The sequence below is a fragment of the Sorangiineae bacterium MSr11954 genome, from assembly GCA_037157815.1.
In the GTDB taxonomy this organism is placed as follows: domain Bacteria; phylum Myxococcota_A; class Polyangia; order Polyangiales; family Polyangiaceae; genus Pendulispora; species Pendulispora albinea.
Window position 1 is genome coordinate 1,567,151 of the sequence record CP089984.1, and the last position, 21,593, is coordinate 1,588,743.

General features: G+C 66.9%; 25 protein-coding genes. 23 read left to right on the plus strand and 2 right to left on the minus strand.

What is annotated here, in order from left to right:
* Nucleotides 1–60 precede the first annotated feature (60 nt).
* Complete coding sequence (locus LZC94_06430; protein ID WXB16904.1) at nt 61–6,144, plus strand: MG2 domain-containing protein; 6,084 nt, start codon at nt 61–63, stop codon at nt 6,142–6,144.
* 4 nt (nt 6,145–6,148) lie between these two features.
* On the opposite strand, the gene LZC94_06435 is transcribed toward LZC94_06430, so the two are convergent.
* Entirely contained in the window at nt 6,149–6,433 is a 285-nt protein-coding gene (locus tag LZC94_06435; GenBank protein ID WXB16905.1) for a hypothetical protein, read from the minus strand.
* Nucleotides 6,434–6,441: 8 nt separating this feature from the next.
* Nucleotides 6,442–8,028, minus strand: a complete 1,587-nt coding sequence (locus LZC94_06440; protein WXB16906.1) for a DUF4331 domain-containing protein — start codon at nt 8,026–8,028, stop codon at nt 6,442–6,444.
* Nucleotides 8,029–8,175: 147 nt separating this feature from the next.
* Here LZC94_06440 and LZC94_06445 point away from each other — a divergent pair, with 147 nt between their 5' ends.
* The 22 genes from LZC94_06445 to infA all read left to right on the plus strand — a co-directional run bounded on the left by LZC94_06445 (nt 8,176) and on the right by infA (nt 21,570).
* A complete protein-coding gene (locus LZC94_06445) occupies nt 8,176–8,760 on the plus strand; it encodes a hypothetical protein (protein ID WXB16907.1) in 585 nt (194 codons plus the stop codon).
* Nucleotides 8,761–8,772: 12 nt separating this feature from the next.
* Nucleotides 8,773–10,002: a hypothetical protein gene (locus LZC94_06450; protein ID WXB16908.1), complete on the plus strand. Its 1,230-nt coding sequence runs from the start codon at nt 8,773–8,775 to the stop codon at nt 10,000–10,002.
* On the plus strand, nt 9,999–11,222 hold the full coding sequence (locus LZC94_06455) for a HupE/UreJ family protein (protein ID WXB16909.1): 1,224 nt from the start codon (nt 9,999–10,001) through the stop codon (nt 11,220–11,222). Before LZC94_06450 ends, LZC94_06455 begins: the two co-directional genes overlap by 4 nt.
* A gap of 72 nt (nt 11,223–11,294) precedes the next feature.
* Complete coding sequence (locus LZC94_06460; GenBank protein WXB16910.1) at nt 11,295–12,641, plus strand: CAP domain-containing protein; 1,347 nt, start codon at nt 11,295–11,297, stop codon at nt 12,639–12,641.
* A gap of 418 nt (nt 12,642–13,059) precedes the next feature.
* The gene (gene rplV / locus LZC94_06465) at nt 13,060–13,404 is read left to right on the plus strand and encodes a 50S ribosomal protein L22 (protein ID WXB16911.1); all 345 of its coding nucleotides are present in this window, start codon (nt 13,060–13,062) and stop codon (nt 13,402–13,404) included.
* Nucleotides 13,405–13,450: 46 nt separating this feature from the next.
* The gene (rpsC, locus tag LZC94_06470; GenBank protein ID WXB16912.1) at nt 13,451–14,143 is read left to right on the plus strand and encodes a 30S ribosomal protein S3; all 693 of its coding nucleotides are present in this window, start codon (nt 13,451–13,453) and stop codon (nt 14,141–14,143) included.
* A gap of 23 nt (nt 14,144–14,166) precedes the next feature.
* The gene (gene rplP, locus LZC94_06475; protein WXB16913.1) at nt 14,167–14,580 is read left to right on the plus strand and encodes a 50S ribosomal protein L16; all 414 of its coding nucleotides are present in this window, start codon (nt 14,167–14,169) and stop codon (nt 14,578–14,580) included.
* Nucleotides 14,581–14,585: 5 nt separating this feature from the next.
* A complete protein-coding gene (gene rpmC / locus LZC94_06480; GenBank protein WXB20354.1) occupies nt 14,586–14,807 on the plus strand; it encodes a 50S ribosomal protein L29 in 222 nt (73 codons plus the stop codon).
* Nucleotides 14,808–14,810: 3 nt separating this feature from the next.
* On the plus strand, nt 14,811–15,140 hold the full coding sequence (gene rpsQ, locus LZC94_06485) for a 30S ribosomal protein S17 (protein WXB16914.1): 330 nt from the start codon (nt 14,811–14,813) through the stop codon (nt 15,138–15,140).
* A gap of 20 nt (nt 15,141–15,160) precedes the next feature.
* Complete coding sequence (gene rplN / locus LZC94_06490; protein ID WXB16915.1) at nt 15,161–15,529, plus strand: 50S ribosomal protein L14; 369 nt, start codon at nt 15,161–15,163, stop codon at nt 15,527–15,529.
* On the plus strand, nt 15,529–15,864 hold the full coding sequence (rplX, locus tag LZC94_06495; GenBank protein WXB16916.1) for a 50S ribosomal protein L24: 336 nt from the start codon (nt 15,529–15,531) through the stop codon (nt 15,862–15,864). The genes rplN and rplX overlap by 1 nt, the downstream gene beginning before the upstream one ends.
* Nucleotides 15,864–16,502: a 50S ribosomal protein L5 gene (gene rplE / locus LZC94_06500; protein WXB16917.1), complete on the plus strand. Its 639-nt coding sequence runs from the start codon at nt 15,864–15,866 to the stop codon at nt 16,500–16,502. The genes rplX and rplE overlap by 1 nt, the downstream gene beginning before the upstream one ends.
* Nucleotides 16,503–16,517: 15 nt before the next feature.
* On the plus strand, nt 16,518–16,703 hold the full coding sequence (locus LZC94_06505) for a type Z 30S ribosomal protein S14 (GenBank protein WXB16918.1): 186 nt from the start codon (nt 16,518–16,520) through the stop codon (nt 16,701–16,703).
* A 4-nt stretch (nt 16,704–16,707) separates the two neighbouring features.
* Nucleotides 16,708–17,112 (plus strand): 30S ribosomal protein S8, encoded by a 405-nt coding sequence (gene rpsH / locus LZC94_06510; protein WXB16919.1) that lies wholly within the window; start codon nt 16,708–16,710, stop codon nt 17,110–17,112.
* A complete protein-coding gene (gene rplF, locus LZC94_06515) occupies nt 17,112–17,720 on the plus strand; it encodes a 50S ribosomal protein L6 (GenBank protein ID WXB16920.1) in 609 nt (202 codons plus the stop codon). Before rpsH ends, rplF begins: the two co-directional genes overlap by 1 nt.
* Before the next feature lie 13 nt (nt 17,721–17,733).
* Complete coding sequence (gene rplR / locus LZC94_06520; protein ID WXB16921.1) at nt 17,734–18,087, plus strand: 50S ribosomal protein L18; 354 nt, start codon at nt 17,734–17,736, stop codon at nt 18,085–18,087.
* A gap of 15 nt (nt 18,088–18,102) precedes the next feature.
* A complete protein-coding gene (rpsE, locus tag LZC94_06525; protein WXB16922.1) occupies nt 18,103–18,654 on the plus strand; it encodes a 30S ribosomal protein S5 in 552 nt (183 codons plus the stop codon).
* 11 nt (nt 18,655–18,665) lie between these two features.
* A complete protein-coding gene (gene rpmD / locus LZC94_06530) occupies nt 18,666–18,854 on the plus strand; it encodes a 50S ribosomal protein L30 (protein WXB16923.1) in 189 nt (62 codons plus the stop codon).
* On the plus strand, nt 18,847–19,311 hold the full coding sequence (rplO, locus tag LZC94_06535) for a 50S ribosomal protein L15 (protein WXB16924.1): 465 nt from the start codon (nt 18,847–18,849) through the stop codon (nt 19,309–19,311). The genes rpmD and rplO overlap by 8 nt, the downstream gene beginning before the upstream one ends.
* Nucleotides 19,312–19,334: 23 nt before the next feature.
* Nucleotides 19,335–20,678, plus strand: coding sequence for a preprotein translocase subunit SecY (secY, locus tag LZC94_06540; GenBank protein ID WXB16925.1), 1,344 nt, complete (start codon nt 19,335–19,337; stop codon nt 20,676–20,678).
* 2 nt (nt 20,679–20,680) lie between these two features.
* Nucleotides 20,681–21,331 carry an adenylate kinase gene (locus LZC94_06545; GenBank protein WXB16926.1) on the plus strand — a complete coding sequence of 217 codons (651 nt, stop codon included), beginning with the start codon at nt 20,681–20,683 and terminating at the stop codon, nt 21,329–21,331.
* Nucleotides 21,328–21,570: a translation initiation factor IF-1 gene (gene infA, locus LZC94_06550; GenBank protein ID WXB16927.1), complete on the plus strand. Its 243-nt coding sequence runs from the start codon at nt 21,328–21,330 to the stop codon at nt 21,568–21,570. Before LZC94_06545 ends, infA begins: the two co-directional genes overlap by 4 nt.
* The last annotated feature ends 23 nt before the right edge of the window (nt 21,571–21,593 follow it).

The window sequence follows — 21,593 nt, forward strand, 5'->3', positions numbered from 1 at the left end:
CCTCGAAAAGCGCGAGTCGCGTACAACGTTTTCAACTTCTGCACGTCAGGAGGGGAGAACATGTACGCTCGACTCGCGCTCGTCGTTTGTCTCGCATTCGTCGTTTTGGGCTGCCCCGGTGAATCGAAGGTCCCGTCCAGCCCGGGCAAGAGCGACCGACCCGTCGCGTCGTGGAAGCCCTCGAAGTCGGGCGCCGGCTTTCGATTGAGCAACGCCGAGGCGAGCGAGGATCGCGTCGCCACCCCCGCGGCCAAGTCGGACCCGCTCTCCGAGGCCGACACCCGCAAGGTGCTGGACCGGCTGCCGAAGCTCGCGGCCTTGCCCGACGATGCCAAAGACTTCGCGCTACGCGCAGGCACCATGCCCGCACCGCGCACGGGTAAGACGGTGAGCGAGCCCTTTCCGCCGCCGGCCCCGCCCGCCGCTGCGCCCCAAGTTGCGTCGGGGCCGCTCCGGGTTTTGCGCCATGCGCCCGAGGGCGCGGTGGACCTGGCGTCGCACTTGGAGGTGACGTTTTCGGCGCCAATGGTACCAATTACGTCACAAGGCGAGTTGGCGGCCGCGAACCCTCCGGTCCGGATCACGCCGCAGCCTCCGGGGACGTGGCGCTGGGTGGGGACGCAGACGCTTTTGTTCGAGCCCGCGTCGCGCGCCAAGCCGAAGCCGGGCGAGGACGATGGATCGCGACCTTCGGCGGGCGCCTTTCCCATGGCGACCGACTACGAGGTGGAGATCCCGGCCGGAACGCGCGCCGCGAACGGGGCGACATTGGCGGCGGCCGAGCGCTGGAAGTTCTCCACGCCGGCGCCGAAGGTCACGGCGTCGTACCCGAGCAGCCCTCCGCCCACCCGCTTCGATCCGCTGCTGTTCGTCGCGTTCAACCAAGCCATCGATCCGCAGGCGGTGCTCAAGTCGATCGAGCTCGCGGGCAATCCGCGGCCGGTGGGCGTGCGCTTGGCGACCAGCGAAGAGGTCGACGCGGACCGCGAGCTCGCGCAGCGGGTGAAGGACGCCATGCCGGGGCGGTGGCTGGCCCTTCGGCCGAGCGAGCGGCTCGCGCCGGACGCGGCCATCACCGTGAAGGTCAAGGCGGGGGCGCCATCGCTCGAGGGGCCCAAGAGGACGCCGCAGGATCAGACCTTTGCGTTTCGCACCCACGGAGCTCTCCGGATCACCGAGCACCGGTGCGGGTGGGACAAGACGTGCCGGCCGGGCATGCCGTTTCGGATCGAGCTCTCCAACTCGCTCGACCCCGCGCGCTTCGATAAGAACGTGGTGCGCGTGGAGCCGCCCATCGCGCAGGTGAAGGTGGGCACCTCGGGGGGGACCATCACGATCAGCGGGCGCACGCGCGGAAAGACCACGTACAAGGTCACGGTGGGCGCGGGCCTGCGCGACGAGTTCGAGCAGACCCTCGGGCGCGACGAGACGGTGTCGTTCACCACCGACCGCAGCGAGCCCATGCTCTTCCCCGAGCAGGAGGAGATGACGGTCCTGGAGCCGTCCAGCGGTGGAAAGCTCCCCGTCTACAGCGTGAACCATACGTCCCTGTCCGTGCAGCTCTATGCGGTTCGCCCCGACGATTGGGCGAAGTACATCCAGTGGCGCGGGGCGTGGGACCGCGATCGGCAGAAGAAAATGCCGGTGGGCAAGCTCGTGGCCTCGCGCACGGTAACCCCCGCCAACAAGCCGGACGATTTGACCGAAACCCTGATCGATCTCGCGCCCGCGCTCTCGGGCGGGCTGGGGCAGGTGGTCGTCGTGGTGGAGCCCACCGGGGCGCCGCCGCCGCATCGCTCCAAGCCGACCTTGCGCACCTGGGTGCAAGCCACGAACATGGCGCTCACCACCACCAGCGATGCGCAGGAGCTGGTCACCTTGACGACCGCCCTCGCGACGGGCGCGCCGCTCGCAGGGGTCGATGTCTCGCTCGTTTCGGGCGGTGCGGCGGTCAAGACGGGGGCGGATGGCCTTGCGCGGACCTCGCTGGGGACGGCGTCGGTGGGCGTGGTGGCGCGGAAGGGCAACGACCTCGCATTTCTGCCGGCTCGGTATGGCTCCTCGTTCCGGGGCCTGGAGAGCAAGGACATGGTGCGCTGGTTCGTCTTCGACGATCGGCGCACGTACAAGCCCGGCGAAGAGGTGCGGGTCAAAGGGTGGGTGCGCCGCGCGGGCATGGGCAAGGGCGGCGATATCGCGTTCGTCGATGGCGCGACCCACGTCGATTGGGCGGTGCGCGACGCGCGCGGAAATGAGTTCAAAAAGGGCGTCGCCCCCTTGGACAAAACGGGCGGGCTCGATCTGGCGTTCAAGATCCCGGACTCCGTCAACCTGGGGCACGCCAGCGTCCGGCTCTCGCTCCAGGGCGCGCGCGGCGTGGAGAACGTCGAGGCGCACCATGGCTTCGTGGTTCAGGAGTTCCGCCGCCCCGAGTTCGAGGTGTCGGCCCAGGCGAGCGAAGGGCCCCACTTCGTGGGCGACCACGCGGTGACCACCATGACGGCCGCGTACTACGCGGGCGGCGGCCTCGCGAACACGGAGGTGAATTGGTCGGTCACCCGCCAAGATGCGGTGTTCAACCCGCCCAACCGGGCCGATTACATCTTCGGGCGCGCGCCGGAGTTTCCCTGGCTTCGCGGCGGCGGCGGCGATGTCGTGGGATGGGGCGGAGGAGGCCGAGGCGGCCGCTTTCACCCCGAGCCGCCGTTCCCGACCGAGACATGGAAGGGGGTCACGGACCGCGATGGCAAGCACCGGCTGCGCATCGACTTCGACCCCGTCGATCCCTCGTACCCGATGGAGTTGCGGGTCGAGTCCAGCGTGCAAGACGTCAACCGTCAGACCTTCGCCGGGAGCACGAACATCCTGGTGCACCCCGGTACGGTCTATGTCGGCATCCGCCGCCCGCGCAGCTTCGTGCGGGCGGGCCAGGTGATCGAAGCACAGACCCTCGCCACCGACATCGATGGTCGCGCGGTGCGCGGCCGCCCGGTGACGGTGACGAGCGCGCGCCTCGATTGGGAGCAGCAAGGCACGGAGTACGTGGAGGTCGACAAGGACGTGCGCTCGTGCACCGTCACCTCGGGCGAGGACGCCGTGAGCTGCTCGCTGCCCACCACCGTGGGCGGCCGCTACCGGGTGACCGCGGTGGTGACCGATCCGCAAGGCCGCCGCAACCAGAGCGAGACGGTGCTCTGGGTGGTCGGCGACACCCACCCGGCCGACAAGGGCGTGGCCGAAGAGTCGATCACGTTGGTCCCCGACAAGGACGAGTACCAGCCGGGTGACGTGGCGGAGGTGCTCATCGTGTCGCCGTTCTCACCCGGCGAGGCGGTGGTCAGCGTGGGGCGCCAGGGCATCCTGAACGTGCAGCGCGTGACGCTGAGCAAGCCCAGCGCGACGGTGCGCATCCCCATCGATGCGAGCTTTACGCCCAACGTGTATGCGCGCGTGCAAATCGCAGGGCTCGCGCCGCGCAAGAACGGCATGGGCGAGATCGATCCGCGCCTGGCGAAGCGCCCGGCGTACGCGGAAGAGACCGTTCTGCTCAAGGTCGCGCCGCGCGATCGGAAGCTCACGATCGCCGTCAAACCCCGGGCGAGCAAGCTGGAGCCCGGCGGCAGCACGGTGGTGGATCTGGACGTGCGCGACGCCAAGGATAGGCCCGCGCCGGGGAGCGATCTCACGGTGGTGGTGGTGGACGAAGCCATCCTCGCGCTCTCCGACTACAAGCTCCCCAACCCGCTCGAGGTCTTCTATGCGCCGCGCGGCGAGGGGGTGAGCGGATTGAGCTCGCTCGGGTTCGTCTTGCTCGGCGAAGGAAAAGAGAAGGTGCGGGACGCGGCCGAGGCCGTGTTCGACAATGCCAAGGGCGGGGCAGCTCTCGAAAGGATGCCCGTACCCGTCGCGGAGCCGGCCCCGCCGGCTCCTCCGCCACCTCCCGGAATGGCCCAGGGCAGGCTCGCCGGGCAGGCCGGCGCGGACGCCATCGCGGTGCGAACCGACTTTACGCCGCTGGCCGCGTTCTTCCCGCGGGTCACGACCGACGCGGCGGGGCGCGCGAGCGTGACGGTGAAGCTGCCCGACAGCCTGACGCGCTACCGGGTGATGGCCATCGCCGCGGAGGGCGCGACCCGCTTCGGGGCAGGGGAGTCGACCATCACGGCGCGGCTGCCTTTGATGGTGCGCCCTTCGGCGCCGCGCTTCCTCAACTTCGGCGATCGCTTCGAGCTGCCCATCGTGCTGCAGAACCAGACGGACCAAGCGATGACCGTCGACGTGGCCGCGCGCGGCACCAACGCCGATGTGAGCGGCACGGGAAAGCGCGTGAGTGTGCCGGCCAACGACCGGGTCGAGGTGCGCCTCCTGGCGGCCGCGCGCCGCGCGGGGACGGCGCGCTTTCAAGTCGGCGCCGCGTCGGGGCGCTGGGCCGACGCGAGCCAGATCGAGCTCCCCGTGTGGACACCGGCCACCACCGAGGCGTTCGCGACCTACGGGCAGATCGACCAAGGCGCGATCGCGCAGCCGGTGAAGGTGCCGGGCGGCATCGTGAAGGAGTACGGCAGCCTCTCGGTCAGCACCTCGTCGACCGCGCTGCAGGCGCTCACCGACGCGGTGATTTACCTGGTCGGCTACCCCTTCGAGTGCAACGAGCAGATCGCCTCGCGCGTGGTGGCCATCGCCTCGCTCAAGGACGTGCTGGCGGCCTTTCAGGTGAAGGACTTGCCGCCGCCCGCCCAGCTGGTGGAGACGGTTCAGCGCGATCTCGAGCGGCTCCGTCGGTTCCAGCACCAGGACGGCGGGTGGAGCTTCTGGACCAACGAGGGCGAGGTCTGGCCGTACTTGAGCATCCACGTGGCGCACGCCTTGGTCCGCGCCAAGGACAAAGGCTTCGCCGTCGACAAGGGCATGCTCGAGCGCTCGCAAAACTATCTGCGCACCATCGCGGCGCGCATCCCCGCGGGCTACTCGACCGAGGCGCGCCGCGAGCTGACGGCGTATGCGCTCTTCGTCCGTCATCTGATGGGCGACTCGGATCGCGCGGCGGCGCGGCGGCTCATCGCGGAGGCGGGAGGCGCCGCCAAGCTGCACATCGAGGCAAACGGCTGGCTCCTGCGCGTGCTCACGGGCGACGCGGGCTCGCAGGCGGAGGTGGCCGCCATCCGCCGCGCGCTGGAGAACCGGGTCACGGAGACGGCGGGCGCCGCGCACTTCGTCGCGCAGTACGAAGACGGGGCGCACTTGCTGCTCGCCTCCGATCGCCGCGCCGACGCGGTCATCCTGGAGAGCCTGATCGTCGATCAGCCCAAGAGCGATCTCATCGCGAAGATCGTGGCCGGGCTCTTGGCGCATCGAACGGCGGGCCACTGGGCGAGCACCCAGGAGAACGCGTTCGTGCTGATCGCCCTCGACCGCTACTTCCGCGCGTACGAGGGCACGACGCCGGACTTCGTCGCGCGGGCCTGGCTCGGCGACAAGCTGGCGAGCGAGCACACCTTCCGCGGTCGCTCCACGGACCGCGCCAGCACGGACATCCCGATGCAGACCTTGGCGGCCCTGGGGAGCGATCCCTCGGCCGCCAAGGTGACCTTGGCCAAAGACGGCCCGGGCCGCCTCTATTTCCGCATCGGGATGACGTACGCGCCGGCGGATCTCAAGCCGCCGCCGGTGGACCACGGCTTCACCGTGTCGCGCACCTACGAGGCGGTGGATCGCCCCGAGGACGTGCGCCGCGATCCGGACGGCACGGTCCACGTCAAGGCGGGCGCGCGGGTGCGTGTGCGTCTGAACATGGTCGCGCCCACGCGGCGCTACCATGTGGCGTTGGTCGACTCGCTCCCGGCGGGCCTGGAGCCGCTCAACGCGGCGCTGGCCGTGACCGAGTCGATCCCCTCGGATCCGAAGGAGGTCGCCTCGCGCGGTCCGCTTTGGTTCTGGCTGCGCACGTGGGTGGAGCACCAGAACATGCGCGACAACCGGGTCGAGGCCTTTGCGTCGTTGGTGTGGGAGGGCGTTCACCCGTACACCTATGTCGCGCGCGCCACGACCCCCGGCACCTTCGTCGTGCCCCCGCCCAAGGCCGAGGAGATGTACAACCCGGAGACATTCGGCCGCGGGCCGGGAGATCGTCTCATCGTGGAGTGAGCGGCTACGGAAAGAACGACGGAGGAAATGCGTTCGGATCCATGCTGTCGACGAACGCCTTGTCCTCCGTCGCCGCCGGCCGGTTGTTCTCCTTCGTCTCCGTTTCGATCAGCTGCCGGGCGAAGGCGGTAAGCTCCAGCGGCCCGCCCGCGTCGCCTCCACCGCCGTCGATCGTGGTCCCGCCGTCGGGGGTTGTCGGGGTGGACCCGTCATCGCCTCCGCAGCCGATGGCGAGCGCACCCGCCGTCAGCACGAACGCGGTCATGGCCGAGAGCCAGTACGTTCCCATCGCCCACCTCACGTTCCACCGAGCGGCGCCTTGAGGTACGGAAACGCCGTATCGAACTGCGTCGGATCCTGAAGGACCGCGTCGTGCAGCGCGGCCCCGCCCGCGGGCGCCTCGGAGGCGTTGAGCAGCACCCCTTCGACCACGCGCAGCGCGATGTCGATCGTATCGTCGCCCGGACGGCGCCCGTTGGGGTAGCCGGCCGGATCGCAGTTGGCCGCCTTGGTGTCGAGGGTCGGGCGGGCGGTGGCCGATCGACCCGTGAAGCACCCGAGCGCGCCCAGGTTGTTCTGCGAGCCCGGCACATGCCCCGCGTAGCTGCCGGGCGCGCTGGTGTTGGGCGCGATGGTCGTCGTCGCCGGGATGGCCGTGTTCAGCCTCAGATATTCGGCCGTGGCCCCGTTGGCGTTGACGCCCTCCACGCCCGTCGCGAACGCCGCCACCAAGTCGGCCCGCGGGAACACGGTGGGCGCGGGGACATTGGCCGCACCGAAGATGATCTCGAGCAGCTTGGGCAAGGTGGGGTTGGTCACGTACTTCACGTACGCCCCATCGTCTTTGGGCTCGCTGGCGTTCCAGCCATCTTTGTCGGCGAGGCCGATCACCACCTCGTTGACCAGGGGATTGCCCAAACGCGACACCTGCGCCCACGCGCCGCCCTCGCGCGCCGGCGTGGTGTACGTGGCGTGCGGGTTGATGACCCGCGCCTGCCGGACGCTGGCCGTCGTCCACCCGCCGAGCACCGCTTGCCTGCCGCTGCTTCCCTTGCGCAAGCAGTCGGCCGCCACCTCGAGCGCCAAGGCCGTGATGTTCTTTCCGCCGATGGGGTTGGGCAAGAGATTGCGCTTGGTGGGATCGGTGATGAGGCTGGCCGGCGCGTTCACCAAGTCGAAGATCGTCCCCAGGTTCACGGCGAACGACTCCGCGCGCTGCCCCACGAAGAGCTTCGCCGGGGTGCTGCACCCGGGGATGTTCACGCCGTATTTGTATTGATCGGCGTACTTGGTATACGCGCCGCCGAACGTCTTGGCGCCGATGTTGTCGAGGGGCTTCTTGAACGTGGCCGAGCCCCCCGCGAGGTTGGTGACCGACGCGGCCATGCCCGAGCGCCGATCGCCGCGGACCACGGTCACCGTGTACGTTTCGTTCTCGTTGATGGTCGCCGCATCGTCGCCGCTCACGCCGCCCGCGGTGCGGAGCGGAATGCCGACGTCCTGCGGTGGTTTCCCGATGGGGAGCGTAATGCCTTTTCCGCCGTTGGCGAGCGTGTTCTTGAAGCGGAACTGGAAGGTCAGATCTTCCTTGGCGTCGCCGTCGTTGTCGATATGGATCTCGTAGAGCGCCTCCGGATCCATGGTGTAGTAATTCGGTCCACCGATGGGATCCTGGAGCGGCTGATAGTTCGCGATGAGCGTGACGAAGCCGGTGCGTCCGCTCTCGTAGCTGTTGAACATATAAAAGTCGGTGCCGTCGACCTTGGGATTCTTCGTAATGAACGGAGCTTCCTTGTGGCTCGACGCCCCGGCGTCGCCGGGGATTGCGAGCAAAGCGAGACCCGCCGCCATCGCGCAGACGGATCCCAGGATGGGTCGTTTCATGTTTCTTCTCTTTCCGGGCAGCATTCCTGCCGCGCACCGTTCTACGAATGGCTCCAAAGGTCGGATCGAAGCCTTCGCGGCGCGGCCGCGAAAAATCCGTGAGCTCGGAGCGATCCGTTCCTCCCTGCCCGGCGTAGGACGGAAAGAATGTGCCCGCGATATGTCCTCGTCGTGGCGGCCCTGGTGATCCTCGGGGGCTGCAGCAAATCGTCGGTTCGCGCCGACCCGGTTCCATCCGATCCTGCCGCGCAGGTGAACGCGCCGGCCGTCGCGCCGCCATCTTCGGTGCCGCCTTCTGCGGTGTCCGAAGAAGGCGGCGAGCGAGCTGCCCTGGCGGCCCTCGCCAGCCTCGGGCTCGGCGCGAAGCTGGAGATGGAGGCGCAGCATCGCCCGCCCGATGCGTTGAAGGCCGAGGACGTGTATGCGGCGCTCGAGCGGGCAGGGTTCGCGGTGACCGAGAAACGGCAGCACGTGGCGTCGATCTTCGGGGCGGATTTTTGCCTCGGGGCAAAGGGCCCGGACGATCTGGCGTTCAGCGTCTGCGAGTTCGCCACCGACGAGGCGGCGAAGAAGGCGCGCCGCGCCTCGCAGGAGAGGCTCTCCAAGGTGGTGCCCAACCGCGAATCGTTTCTTCGCAAGAAGAGCATGCTCACCATCCGGCAGCCGCCCACCAAGACCGCCGCCAGCGAAGCCGCCGCCGGCAAGGCGGCCCAGATCTTCGCAGCCCTCTAGGAGGAGATCGCCGTGCGCCGCGCCCTGATGGTCCTTCTGTGTATCGGCCCGATCCTGGTCGCCGCGTGGCTCGGTCTCGGGCGGGGGACCGCGCCCGCCCAGGCGTATGTGCCGCGCGACGATGCGGAGGTCCTCGCGCCGTCGCCGGCGTGGGGCCCGCGTGAAGCACGTGCGCAGCTCGCGCGCGATCCCACGAACGTGGCCTTGGCCACGGAGCTGGCCAAACGAGACATCGAGGAGGCGCGGGTCACCTCGGATCCGCGCTACCTGGGGCACGCCCAAGCCGCGCTGGCGCCTTGGTGGAACGATGTCGCGCCGCCCCCAGAGGTTCTGCTGCTCCGCGCGACCATCCGCCAAAGCCAGCACGCGTTCGACGAAGCGCTGCTCGATTTGAACGAGCTCCTCCGCCGCACCCCCGGGGACGCGCAAGCGTGGCTCACGCGCTCCGTCGTTCTGTCCGTCCGCGGCGAGTACGCCGCCTCGCGCGCCAGCTGCGCACCCCTTCGCGCGCTGGCGGGCGATCTCGTGTCCGCGCAGTGCCTTGCAGCCGTCGATAGCCTCTCGGGCCGCGCCCGCGAAGCTTACGCCTACCTTGGTTCGGCGCTCCGTGCGGCCGAAGAGCGCGCGACCCTCGCGAAGACGCCGCTCCGCCCGGCGGAGCGCGCGTGGATCCTCGCGACATTGGGCGAGATCGCCGTGCGGGCTGGCGACGATGCCGCCGCCGAGGCGCACCACCGAGCCGCGCTCGACGCGGATCCATCCGACGCCTACACCCGCGCCGCCTACGCCGATCTTCTCCTCGACCAAGACCGCCCCGCGGAGGTCCTCTCCTGGCTGCACGGTCCGGGTCGCGAGAACGACGACAACCTTCTCCTTCGCCTCGCCATCGCGGAAGCCGCATCGAACCACCCCGCGGCCGAATCCCACCGCGAGCTGCTGCGCGCCCGCTACCTGGCCAGCCAAGAGCGCGGCGACGTCGTGCACCGCCGGGAGCAAGCGCGCTTTCACCTGGTGCTCCTCCACGATCCGAGCACCGCCCTGGAGCTGGCCAAGGCGAACTGGCAGGTCCAGCGCGAACCGGCCGACGCCCGCGTCTTTCTGGAATCGGCCCTCGCCGCGCGCAGTCCCGCCGAGGCGATGCCCGTCCTCACGTTCCTCGAGGCCAACCGCGCCGAAGAACCAAGGCTCGTCGCGCTTCGATCGCGCGTCCGCGAGCTCCTCCCCGCGAGACCCACACCATGATGCGCCGCGCGTTCGTCGTTCTGATCGCCTTTGCGTTTCACCTCTTGCGCGCGGCCCCTGCGCAAGCGCACAAACCCAGCGACGCGTATTTGACCTTGAACGCGCCCGCGGACCGCTCGTCTGCCGCGTCCACGTCCACGTCCACGTCCACGTCCGCGTCTACGTCTGCCCCCGCCCTCGAGCTCGATGGCCGCTGGGACATCGCGTTGCGCGATCTCACCTACGCGATGCACCTCGACGCCAACGACGACGGCAACCTCACATGGGGCGAGCTCCGAACCCACCGCGCGCAGCTCGAGGCCTACGCCTTCGCGCACCTCACGGTGGCGGCCGGCGACCGCCCATGCCAAACCATCCCCGGCGAGCTGCGCATCGTGCCCCACTCCGACGGCAACTACGCCGTTCTCCTCTTTCGCCTCGCGTGCGATCGCGCACCCGGCGCTGCATCATCCGGTTCGACGGCGGCCGCCGACATACATGTAAATTACAGCATTTTCTTCGACATCGACCCCCAGCACCACGGCCTCCTCCGATTCCGCAACCCCGAAGGCGAGCGCGCCGCCATCTTCACGGCCGCCGCACCCTCCCAGCGCTTCGCATGGACCGCGCCGCCCCCCGCACAATCGTTTCGCGACGCCGTCGCGGAGGGCGTTGGCCACATCGCATCGGGCATCGACCACCTCCTCTTTCTCCTCGCGCTTCTTCTGCCGTCCGTCCTCCGCCGTGAGGGCCGCACATGGCGCCCCGTCTCCGACTTTCGCGCCGCGTTTCGGGACGTCCTTGGAATCGTCACCGCCTTTACCGTGGCCCACTCGATCACCTTGAGCCTCGCGGCCCTGGACGTCGTCCGGCTGCCCTCCCGCGTGGTGGAGTCGGGGATCGCCGCGTCGGTGGTGCTGGCCGCGTTGAACAACCTCGTCCCCGTTCTTCGCGGCGAGCGTTGGGCGGCGGCCTTTGCCCTCGGCCTCCTGCACGGCTTTGGCTTCTCCGCGGTCCTGGTCGATCTCGGGCTGGCCCGCGCAGAGCTCGTCCGTGTTCTTCTCGGCTTCAACCTTGGGGTCGAGCTCGGACAATGCGCCGTCGTGGCCGCGTTTCTTCCGCTCGCCTATGCCGCGCGCGCCAAGCCGCTCTACCACCGCATGGCCCTGCTCGGTGGCTCTGCCGCCATTGCTGCGATCGCCGTCGTGTGGCTGGTCGAACGCGCCTTCATCGCCACGTAAGACGCGCCCGACGCCGAAGAAGCAACCGCCTCATGCCGCGGGTCGATACAGTGGTCACGAGGATTCACGACCATGCAACACCCCCGCGCCCCCACGGCGGCGCCCTTCGTTTCCGCTTTCTTCGCGCTCTCCTCCGTTTTCGTCTCCGCCTGCTTTCAAACCACGTACACGCCCGCCGGGCGCGGCGCCCCGCGCTCGTACGCCGCGGAGTTTCACGAGATCGTTCCGCCCAGCGCCGCGACCTACGCGAGCGAGCCCGCAGGTCCCGCAGCTCCCACAACCCCCGCACCGTCCCCCGCGCCCCGCACGGACACGGCCGGCGCCGGCATGACGGCCCTCGCCGATGCCAGCTTCGTGCGCGTCTTTCGCCAGCGGGGCGATACGTTTCGCGCCGATCCCCGGCTGACGCAGCTTGCATCGTGGATCGCCTCGCGCGGTGAAGCCCCGAAGGACGCCCTCGCCGTCGATGTCATGTCACGCCGGCTCGGTTACGTCGGGCCGGCGCCCTGGCTGCTTTACATCGAAGGATCGAGCCTCTCCGAGGCCGACATCGAGGCACGCCTCGCGCGGGTCATCGAGAGCATCCCGCGCAACATGCCCATCACCCGCTACGGCATCGGTACGGCGGGGGCAGGGGCGGCGGAGTCGCTGGCCATCGCCTTCGCGTCGGTCGAGGTCGAGCTCGAGCCGGTGCCCAAGCACCTGGCGCGCGGCCAGACCTTGCACCTCGCGGGCAAGGTCGGCGATCGCTTTGCGCGGGTCGACTTGGCCATCACCCGGCCCGACGGCGTGGTGCGCACCTTTCGCAACGGCGATCGCTCCTACCGCGGCGATCTCACCCTCACCGATCCCGGCGTTCACAAAGTCGAGCTCCTGGGCGATGGTGCGACGGGCCCCGTCGTCCTCGCGAACTTCCCCATTTACGTCGACGTCGACGAGCCCGAGCCCCCCAAGCGTTTCGGCGCCGAGCGCGCGTCCGCCGAAGCCAGCGCGCCCCTCACCCCGGCGCTCGCCGAGCAGCGCATGCTCGCCTTGCTCGCCCGCACCCGCGAGGGCGCCCGCCTTCCACCCCTGGCCGAGGACGACGAGCTCGCGGCGCTCGCCCGCGTTCACTGCGAGGACATGGCCGACCACGCGTTCTTCGGCCATGTGTCCCCCACCACCGGCACCACCGAGGACCGCTTCCGCCGCGCCAACCTGCTCTTTCCGCTCTATGGGGAGAACGTCGCCCGCGGCTCCTCACCCGAGAGCGCCCACGAGATGCTCATGGATAGCCCCGGCCACCGCGCCAACATGATCAACGCCGAGTTCACGCACGTCGGCATCGGCGCGGTGGTCCGCCCGCAGCCAAGCGGAGGGCGCGATGTGTTTGTCACGCTTCTGTTCGCCAAACGCCCCGGCGGAAAGCGCGCGCCGTGAGGGGCGTCTTTAAGAGCTGGCAAGGGCTGGCCGTCGCCCACCGCCGGGCTCGAGCGGTGTAAAAGCCCCTTGCGGCACCCGTCGGAGCCCCGGCCGCGCTTCGATTTCCTGTTTTTCCCTTGCCAAGGCCGCGCCCACGCGTAAAGTACGCGCCTCCTCGACCCCCAAGGCCGAGGAGGATCCAACCCGGATCTGTTTCTCTTCTCGCGGTCGTAACGGCCATCTCGGATTCGCCCGAGGCTTTTTCGCTCCCGATAGGGTACAGGAAGCCAGGCAACGAGACGGTACGACGAAGCACTCAAACTGTTTCGCCACGTTGCAGCTCGCAGGTCCCACGGGTTTCCGGTTCCGGGAATCATGGGGCGTCCGTCTCGGTCTCAAGTTGGCATCAGGTACGAAAGGCGTCTAAAGGTCCACCATGGTCAGCAAAGCGATAGCCCGCTTCGCGCGGATTTCCCCGCGCAAGGCCCGAGTCATCGTGAACCTCGTTCGGGGCAGGCAAGCCGGTGAGGCTCTCCAGCTCCTCGAGTTCACGCAGAAGGCTGGGGCTCCGTACCTCAAGAAGGTCATCGAGAGCGCCGTGGCCAATGCGCGTACCCGAGCTCCGGGTGTCGATGTCGATGCTCTCTTCGTCGAGACCGCTTTCGTCGACAAGGCCCCGAACAAGTTCATGCGTCGCTGGCGTCCCCGCGCCATGGGACGGGCCACCCGCATTCAAAAGGGGATGAGCCACATCACCGTGATTCTCGGGGAGCGCGCCTAGAAGGCTCGCCCGCCGCCAACATCAACACGAAAGAGCGCGTTCTTCCATGGGTCAGAAAGTCCATCCCTACGGCTTCCGCCTCGGCGTCATCAAGACTTGGAACTCGAAGTGGTTCGAGGACAAGTCGTACGCCAAGTGGCTCCACGAGGACATCCGCATCAAGCGGGCGGTCAAAGACTACTTGATGAACGCCAACATCGCGTCCGTCGAGGTCGAGCGGGCCGCGAACAAGGCCAAGGTCATCGTCTACACCGCGCGCCCCGGCATGGTCATCGGCAAGGGCGGCAAGGGGATCGAGACCTTGAAGGTCGGCAACGTGAAGACCGCCGCCAAGGGCGAGACCGTCTTCGCCGGCGTCCAGTCGTTCACCGACAACGAAGTGTTCATCGACGTGCAGGAGATCCGCAAGGCGGAGACCAGCGCGCAGCTCGTGGCCGAGAACGTCGGCACGCAGCTCGAGCGTCGCGTTGCCTTCCGTCGCGCGATGAAGAAGGCCGTCTCCACGGCCATGAAGTTCGGCGCCAAGGGCATTCGTATCCGCTGCTCCGGCCGTCTGGGCGGCAGCGAAATGAGCCGCGTCGAGACCTACCGCGAGGGCCGCGTTCCTCTGCACACCCTGCGCGCCGACATCGAGTTCGGCATCGCCGAAGCCCGGACCAAGTACGGCATCATCGGTATCAAGTGCTGGATCTTCAAGGGTGAGGTCCTCCAACGCCGCGTTCGACGGCCGATTCCCTAACGTGACGACGTAGAGAGAACACCATGCTTTCCCCCAAGCGAACCAAGTTCCGAAAGATGCAGAAGGGCCACAATCGTGGCGTCGCGCACCGCGGCTCCGATGTGAGCTTTGGTGACTTCGGCATGCAAGCCGTCGAACCGGGCCGCCTGACGGCCCGTCAGATCGAAGCAGCCCGTATGGCGATCACCCGCCACGTCAAGCGCGCGGGCAAGCTCTGGATCCGTATCTTCCCCGACCGCCCCGTCACCAAGAAGCCGCTCGAAGTTCGAATGGGTGGAGGCAAGGGCGGCGTCGAGGAGTGGGCGGCCGATATCCTCCCGGGTCGCGTCATGTACGAGATCTCCGGGATCGACGAGAAGATGGCGCGCGAAGCCTTCCGCCTCGCCGGTCACAAGCTCCCCGTCGGTTACAAGTTCATTGCCCGCGGAGTGCTCTGATCATGCTGAAGGCAAAAGACTTGAACGAGCGCTCGCTCGAGGACCTCAAAGAGCTCGAAAAGAGCCTGCGGTCGGATCTCTTCCAGAACCGCCTCAAGAACTTCACGAACCGGCTCGACGACACGAGCAACATTCGCAAGACGCGCCGCGACCTGGCGCGCGTCCTCACTGTCCTCAAGTCCCGCGGCGCGGCTCCCGAAGCCCAAGCCTCGACGAAGGAAGGCTAACCGATGGCTTCTGAGAACAATGTCGTCCCGGCACCGGCGCATTCGACCCACTCCACCGTGGCCGTCGAGCGCAAGTCGCACGGATTCCGCCGCAAGATGGTCGGCCGGGTCATCCGCGACAAGATGGACAAGACCGTCGTCGTCGAGGTCGTGAACGCCCGCCGCGATCCGCTTTACGGCAAGTACGTTCGCACGCGCTCCCGCTTCAAGGCGCATGACGAGAAGAACGAATTTCGAATCGGCGACCAAGTCGAAATTCAAGAACACAGCCCGATCTCGCGCGACAAGCGCTTCAAGGTCGTGCGCCTCGTCAAGAAGTTCGTCGAAGAGTAGGCCGGGAAGAGGACAACGTCATGATTCAGATGCGAACCATACTGGAGGTCGCCGATAACTCCGGCGCCAAACGCGTCCAGTGCATCAAGGTACTCGGCGGATCCCGCCGTCGCTATGCGAGCGTCGGAGACATCATCGTCGTCTCCATCAAGGAAGCACTCCCGGGCACCAAGGTGAAGAAGGGTGATACGGCCAAGGCCGTGGTCGTCCGCACCACCCGCGAGCAGTCCCGTCCCGACGGCAGCTACATCAAGTTCGACGAGAACAGCGCAGTTCTCATCAACGCCCAGTTCGAGCCCATCGGCACCCGTATCTTTGGACCGGTCGCGCGCGAACTCCGCGGCAAGAAGTTCATGAAGATCATCTCGCTCGCTCCGGAGGTTTTGTAATGGCGGCGCGGCTCCACACCGGCGACACGGTTGTCGTGATCACCGGTAAAGACAAGGGAAAGAAGGGCAAGATCGCCCGTATTTTCCGCGAAGAGAACCGGGTGTTGGTCGAAGGCGTGAACCTCGTCCACCGCCACACGCGCCCCACGCCCCGTAATCCCAACGGCGGGATCATCGAGCGCGAGCAACCCATCCATGCGTCGAATGTGATGCTGATCGACCCCAGCACCGGCAAGCCGACGCGCGTTCATTTTAAGACGGACGACAAGGGGAACAAGATCCGCGTCGCCAAGAGCGGTGAGGAAATCGCCACTCCGAAGCGGGAGAAGAAGTGATGGCCAGCAAGAAAGACAAGAAAGAGCAGAAGGGCAAGCCTTCCGCCGCGGCCGCCGAAGCCCGCGAGCAAGTCGTGTCGACGACCGAGATCGTCGCCCCGCGCTTTGCTGCCAAGTACCAGAAGGAAGTCATTCCGGCCCTCATCAAGGAGTTCGGGTACAAGAATCCGATGCAGGTCCCCCGCCTGCAGAAGATCATCGTGAACATGGGCCTCGGCGCCGCCGTGACCAACCCGAAGATCGTCGACGCCGCCGTCGAAGAGATCCGCGCCATCACCGGGCAGAAGCCGGTGGTCACCCGCGCCCGGAAGGCCATCGCGAGCTTCAAGCTGCGCGCCGGCATCCCCATCGGCGCCATGGTCACCCTCCGCAGCGCCACCATGTGGGAGTTCCTCGACCGCCTCATCACGATCGCCCTCCCGCGTACCCGCGACTTCCGCGGCGTGTCGCGCAAGGCGTTCGACGGCAAGGGGAACTACACGCTCGGCCTGCGCGAGCAAATCATCTTCCCCGAAATCAACTACGACCGGATCGACGTCATCAAGGGGCTCAACATCTCCTTCGTGACGACGGCCACGACCGACGAAGAGGGGCGCGCCCTTCTCAAAAACCTGGGCATGCCTTTCCGGGCAGCATAGTCGAGGACAGACCAAATGGCTCGTGCGTCTCAATTCGCGAAGCTCAATCGCGCTCCCAAGTTCTCGGTACGCGTCCGCAATCGTTGCAAGGTGTGTGGCCGCGCCCGCGGTTACTACCGCAAGTTCGAACTTTGCCGTGTGTGTCTCCGCCTGTTTGCTCTGCGTGGCGAGATCCCCGGCGTGATCAAGGCTAGCTGGTGATCTCATGATGACCGATCCGATCGCCGATATGCTCACCCGTATCCGCAACGGCGCCCTCGCGCGGCACGACCGCGTGGAGATGCCGCACTCGCGCCTCAAGGAGCACCTCGGACAGGTGCTCAAGGCCGAAGGTTTCCTCGACGACGTTCGCGTCAGCGAGCCCGATGACCCGGCGGCGCCCCGCACCCTCACGCTCGTCCTCCGCTACGGGCGCGATCGCCAGAGCGCGATCGACGGCCTCCGTCGCGTTTCTTCGCCTGGCCGTCGTGTGTACGTTCGCCATGACCGCATCCCGCGCGTCCGCTCGGGCCTCGGCGTGTCGATCCTCAGCACGAGCCGCGGCGTCATGACCGACCGCGATGCGCGCAAGCAGCGCGTAGGCGGCGAGCTCCTTTGCGAGGTTTGGTGATGACTCAGCAAGCGATTCAAGCTGCTTCTGGCACGATCGAAGGACTTCGTCAGTCCCGGATCGGCAAGCGCACGGTGGACATCCCCAAGGGCGTCACCGTCACCATCAAGGACGGCACCGTCGACGTCAAAGGCCCGAAGGGTCAGCTGTCGCGCGCCCTCCCGCAGAACGTCTCCGTCAAGATCGAGGGCGCAGCGCTCACCGTGCTGCCGACCATCCCCGGTCGCGACGGCGCGCGCTTCCAGGGCCTCGCTCGCGCCCTCATCAATACGATGGTGGTGGGTACGAGCACGGGCTACACGAAGACCCTGCAGCTGGTCGGCACCGGTTACCGTGCGGAGTTGAAGGGGCAGGTCCTCAACCTGTCGCTCGGCTTCTCGCACCCGGTCAACTTCCCGATCCCGGCCGGCATCAAGGTCGAGATCCCGGGCGACTCCAAGGGCACCTTGGTCGTGCTCACGGGCGCCGACAAAGAAAAAATGGGCGAGACGGCGGCCAAGATCCGTGGTTTTCGTCCGCCGGAGCCTTACGGTGGCAAAGGCGTTCGTTACCAGGGCGAGAAGGTTCGCGAGAAGGCCGGTAAGGCCGGCGCCAAGGGCGGAAAGTAAGAGGAACTGAATCATGGCCATGCAGATTGTCGGACGGGAGCGCCGCAAGCTCCGTATCCGCCGAAAAATCAGCGGCACCTCCGAGCGTCCGCGCCTCACCGTCTTCCGAAGCGCGAAGCACATCTACGCCCAGGCCGTCGACGACGCGACGGGCAACACGGTTGCCCACGTGTCCACCTTGGCCAAGGGGCTCAAGGGCGCCGAGGGCACCAAGATCGACGACGCAAAGCGGGTCGGACAAGCGGTCGCCAAGGCGCTCCTCGCCAAGGGAATCGCCAAGGTCGTCTTCGACCGCAACGGTTATCTCTACCACGGGCGTGTTCGCGCTCTCGCCGATGGGGCCCGCGAGGGCGGCCTCGAGTTCTAAGAGCAGGAAACCAACATGGCTTTCGATCAAATCGACGAAGACAAGCTCAAAGAGCGCATCATCCACATCAACCGCGTGGCGAAGGTCGTCAAAGGCGGCCGGCGATTCTCGTTCGCGGCGCTCGTCGTCGTCGGAGACGAATCGGGTCACGTGGGCGTGGGCCTCGGCAAGGCGAACGAAGTTCCCGAGGCCATCCGCAAGGGGAACGATCAGGCCCGCAAGAACATCTTCAAGGTGCCGCTGACCGGCGTCACCATTCCGCATGAGACCCTCGGCCACTTCGGCGCGGGTCGCGTCTTCCTCCGTCCCGCCACGGCGGGAACCGGCGTTATCGCCGGCGGCGCGGTGCGCGCGGTGGTGGAGAGCGCGGGCATCCACGACATCCTCACCAAGTGCATCGGCAGCGCGAACCCGCACAACGTGGTGCGCGCCACCGTGAAGGCGCTCAAGTCGCTCAAGAGCGCTGAGCAGATCGCGCGCAAGCGCGGCAAAGAAGTCAACGACATCTACCAGTCCGACCGTAAGTCCACGACCAACGTGGCGGCAGCGGTCGCCGGCGAAGGCTGAAGGTAAGCGCGATGAAAGCGAATCTCGTCGTTCGCCAGACCCACAGCGTCATCGGTCAATCCGAGACGATGCGTCTGACGATCAAGGGGCTCGGCCTTCGGGGACCCGGCTCCAGTGTGACGGTGAAGAACACGCCGTCGTTCCGCGGGGCGATCAAGAAGGTGATGCACCTCGTGACGGTGGAGGAAGTCGATGGCTGATACACTCTCCAAGCTCGTCAAGCCCGTCGGCGCGAGCCGCCCGAAGACCCGCAAGGGTCGCGGCGTAGGCTCCGGCCTCGGCAAGACCGCAGGCCGCGGCCAGAAGGGCCAGTACGCGCGCAACGGCATCAAGCACGGCTTCGAAGGCGGCCAGACGCCGCTCGCGCGCCGCTTGCCGAAGCGCGGCTTCAACCCGCCCTTCCCCGTGAAGACGGCGGAGATCAACGTGAGCGATCTCGAAGTGTTCGCGGCAGGCGCCAAGGTCGACGAGACCGCGCTGCGCGACCGTGGCCTCATCAAGGGCCCCGTCGATCGCATCAAGATCCTCGGTGATGGAGAGCTCTCGAAGTCGGTCTTCGTGACGGCTCACCGGTTCTCCAAGAGCGCAGCAGAGAAGATCGAAAAGGCGGGGGGCAAGGCGATCGTTCTCGGCGCCGAGGCCTCTGTCTCGGCATAGCCGGCAGACCGAAAGCTCCTTCTATGGCACTCTTTTCCGGTTTCGCGAACATCGGCAAGGTACCCGAGCTGCGCAAACGGCTCCTTTTTACCTTGGTCATGCTCGCGGTGTACCGGATCGGTGTTTTCGTCACCATCCCGGGCGTCGACCGGAACGTGATGCAGGCCGTCGTGAACAAGCAGGGCGGTGGCCTGCTCGGCATGCTCAACATGTTCAGCGGCGGGGCGCTCGGGAACCTCTCGATCTTCGCGCTCGGCATCATGCCTTACGTCAGCGCGAGCATCGTGCTCCAGCTCCTCGCCATGGTCTTCAAGCCGCTCGAAGAGCTGCGGAAGGAAGGCGAGCAAGGCCAGCGCAAGATCAACCAGTACACGCGCTACGGCACGATCGTTCTGTCGGTCGTGCAGGCCTTCAGCATCGCCATGAGCCTCGAGGCGCTCAACAACCAGGACCTGTCCGACAGCGCTCGGGTGGGTGACGTGGTGGTGCACGCCGGCTGGGGCTTCCGCATCATGAGCGTGATCACGCTCACCACCGGCACCGCGTTCATGATGTGGGTCGGCGAGCAGATCACCGAGCGGGGCATCGGCAACGGCATCTCGCTCATCATCTTCGCGGGCATCGTCGACGGCATCCCGAGCGGCCTGTTTCAGTACTTCGCGACGAACAAGGGCAACATCCAGCCGCTGAACCTGGCGGCGGTCGCCGCGGTCGTCTTGGCCACGGTGGCCACCATCGTGTTCTTCGAGCGCGGGCAACGCCGCATCCCCATCTTTTACGCGCGCCGCACCGTGGGTCGGCGGGTGTACGGGGGCCAGACGGCGCACTTGCCGCTGCGCGTGAACACGGCGGGAACGATTCCGCCGATCTTCGCCTCGTCGCTGCTGATGTTCCCGGCCACCCTCGCGAACTTCAAGATCCCCGGCATGGCGCAGCTCCAGACGGCGCTCCAACGCGGCGACTGGGTGTTCAACGTCTTCTATGTCGGGCTGATCATCTTCTTCTGCTACTTCTACACCGCCATCACCTTCCAGCCGGTCGATGTGGCGGACAATCTGAAGAAGCAGCAGGCCTTTATCCCCAGCATCCGCCAGGGAAAGCAAACGGCCGATTACATCGACCACGTCATGTCGCGGCTCACCTTCGGTGGCTCGCTCTACGTGGCGGCGGTCTGCATCGTACCGTCGATCATCAGCGAAGCATTTCACGTTCCGTTTCGTTGGGGTGGGACCTCGATCATGATCGTGGTGGGCGTCGCCATCGACACCGTGAACCAGATCGAAGCGCACCTCATCACGCGCAACTACGAAGGGCTGTCGGGTTCGGGCGGCAAGGCCACCCGCATCCGCGGCAGAAGGGACGTCTAATCATGCGACTCGTGTTGGTTGGACCTCCGGGCGCGGGTAAAGGCACCCAAGCGAAAATCATCTGCGCGAACCAAGGTATCCCGCAGATTTCGACGGGCGACATGCTTCGCGCGGCCAAGGCGGCCGGCAAGCTGCCGAAGGATTTGGTCGAGAAGATGGCGGCGGGCGGCCTGGTGCCGGACGAAGTCGTCCTCGATCTGGTGGATGCGCGGGTGGAAGAGCCCGACTGCAAGCCCGGATTCCTCCTCGACGGTTTTCCGCGCACGGCGCCCCAGGCGACCGGCCTCGACAAGGTGCTCGGCAAGCACGACACCGAGCTCGACGTGGTTCTGGCCATCGACGTGCCGTCCGAGCTCCTCCAAGAGCGCGCTGTGTTGCGCCGCACGGATAAACGCACTGGACAGATTTACCATTTGAAGTACAACCCCCCTCCCGCCGGGGCGGAGCTCGAGCACCGTCCCGACGATCAGGAAGAAGTCGTCGTCAAGCGCCTCAGCACCTATGAGGCCATGACTGCCGAGCTCCTTCCGTTCTACGAGAAGCGCGGGAAGTTGAAGCGGGTCAGCGGAGTGGGGACGGTCGAAGAAGTCACCGAACGAGTGTTTGCAGCGTTGGGAATCTCACTGGATAAAGGACGAGCCGAACGAGCATGAGTGAAAGACGCGAGCGCAAGGAGCCCAAGGGCGACAAGCTCGAGTTCGACGGCGTCGTTCAAGAGGCGCTGCCGAACGCGATGTTTCGTGTGAAGTGTGATAACGGGCTCGTCGTACTTGCGACCATCAGCGGTCGTATGCGGCAGTTTTACATCCGAATTTTGCCCGGTGACCGCGTCACCGTGGAAGTCAGTCCGTACGACCCCAGCCGGGGACGGATCACGTACCGACACAAGTGATCATTCATCCTGTCCCGAAGGAA

Coding starts and splice junctions, on each gene's coding strand:
- LZC94_06430 (WXB16904.1), top strand. CDS start 61: ATGTACGCTCGACTCGCGCTCGTCGTTTGTCTCGCATTCGTCGTTTTG.
- LZC94_06435 (WXB16905.1), bottom strand. CDS start 6,433: ATGGGAACGTACTGGCTCTCGGCCATGACCGCGTTCGTGCTGACGGCG.
- LZC94_06440 (WXB16906.1), bottom strand. CDS start 8,028: ATGAAACGACCCATCCTGGGATCCGTCTGCGCGATGGCGGCGGGTCTC.
- LZC94_06445 (WXB16907.1), top strand. CDS start 8,176: ATGTGCCCGCGATATGTCCTCGTCGTGGCGGCCCTGGTGATCCTCGGG.
- LZC94_06455 (WXB16909.1), top strand. CDS start 9,999: ATGATGCGCCGCGCGTTCGTCGTTCTGATCGCCTTTGCGTTTCACCTC.
- LZC94_06460 (WXB16910.1), top strand. CDS start 11,295: ATGCAACACCCCCGCGCCCCCACGGCGGCGCCCTTCGTTTCCGCTTTC.
- rplV (WXB16911.1), top strand. CDS start 13,060: ATGGTCAGCAAAGCGATAGCCCGCTTCGCGCGGATTTCCCCGCGCAAG.
- rpsC (WXB16912.1), top strand. CDS start 13,451: ATGGGTCAGAAAGTCCATCCCTACGGCTTCCGCCTCGGCGTCATCAAG.
- rplP (WXB16913.1), top strand. CDS start 14,167: ATGCTTTCCCCCAAGCGAACCAAGTTCCGAAAGATGCAGAAGGGCCAC.
- rpsQ (WXB16914.1), top strand. CDS start 14,811: ATGGCTTCTGAGAACAATGTCGTCCCGGCACCGGCGCATTCGACCCAC.
- rplN (WXB16915.1), top strand. CDS start 15,161: ATGATTCAGATGCGAACCATACTGGAGGTCGCCGATAACTCCGGCGCC.
- rplX (WXB16916.1), top strand. CDS start 15,529: ATGGCGGCGCGGCTCCACACCGGCGACACGGTTGTCGTGATCACCGGT.
- rplE (WXB16917.1), top strand. CDS start 15,864: ATGGCCAGCAAGAAAGACAAGAAAGAGCAGAAGGGCAAGCCTTCCGCC.
- LZC94_06505 (WXB16918.1), top strand. CDS start 16,518: ATGGCTCGTGCGTCTCAATTCGCGAAGCTCAATCGCGCTCCCAAGTTC.
- rpsH (WXB16919.1), top strand. CDS start 16,708: ATGATGACCGATCCGATCGCCGATATGCTCACCCGTATCCGCAACGGC.
- rplF (WXB16920.1), top strand. CDS start 17,112: ATGACTCAGCAAGCGATTCAAGCTGCTTCTGGCACGATCGAAGGACTT.
- rplR (WXB16921.1), top strand. CDS start 17,734: ATGGCCATGCAGATTGTCGGACGGGAGCGCCGCAAGCTCCGTATCCGC.
- rpsE (WXB16922.1), top strand. CDS start 18,103: ATGGCTTTCGATCAAATCGACGAAGACAAGCTCAAAGAGCGCATCATC.
- rpmD (WXB16923.1), top strand. CDS start 18,666: ATGAAAGCGAATCTCGTCGTTCGCCAGACCCACAGCGTCATCGGTCAA.
- rplO (WXB16924.1), top strand. CDS start 18,847: ATGGCTGATACACTCTCCAAGCTCGTCAAGCCCGTCGGCGCGAGCCGC.
- secY (WXB16925.1), top strand. CDS start 19,335: ATGGCACTCTTTTCCGGTTTCGCGAACATCGGCAAGGTACCCGAGCTG.
- LZC94_06545 (WXB16926.1), top strand. CDS start 20,681: ATGCGACTCGTGTTGGTTGGACCTCCGGGCGCGGGTAAAGGCACCCAA.
- infA (WXB16927.1), top strand. CDS start 21,328: ATGAGTGAAAGACGCGAGCGCAAGGAGCCCAAGGGCGACAAGCTCGAG.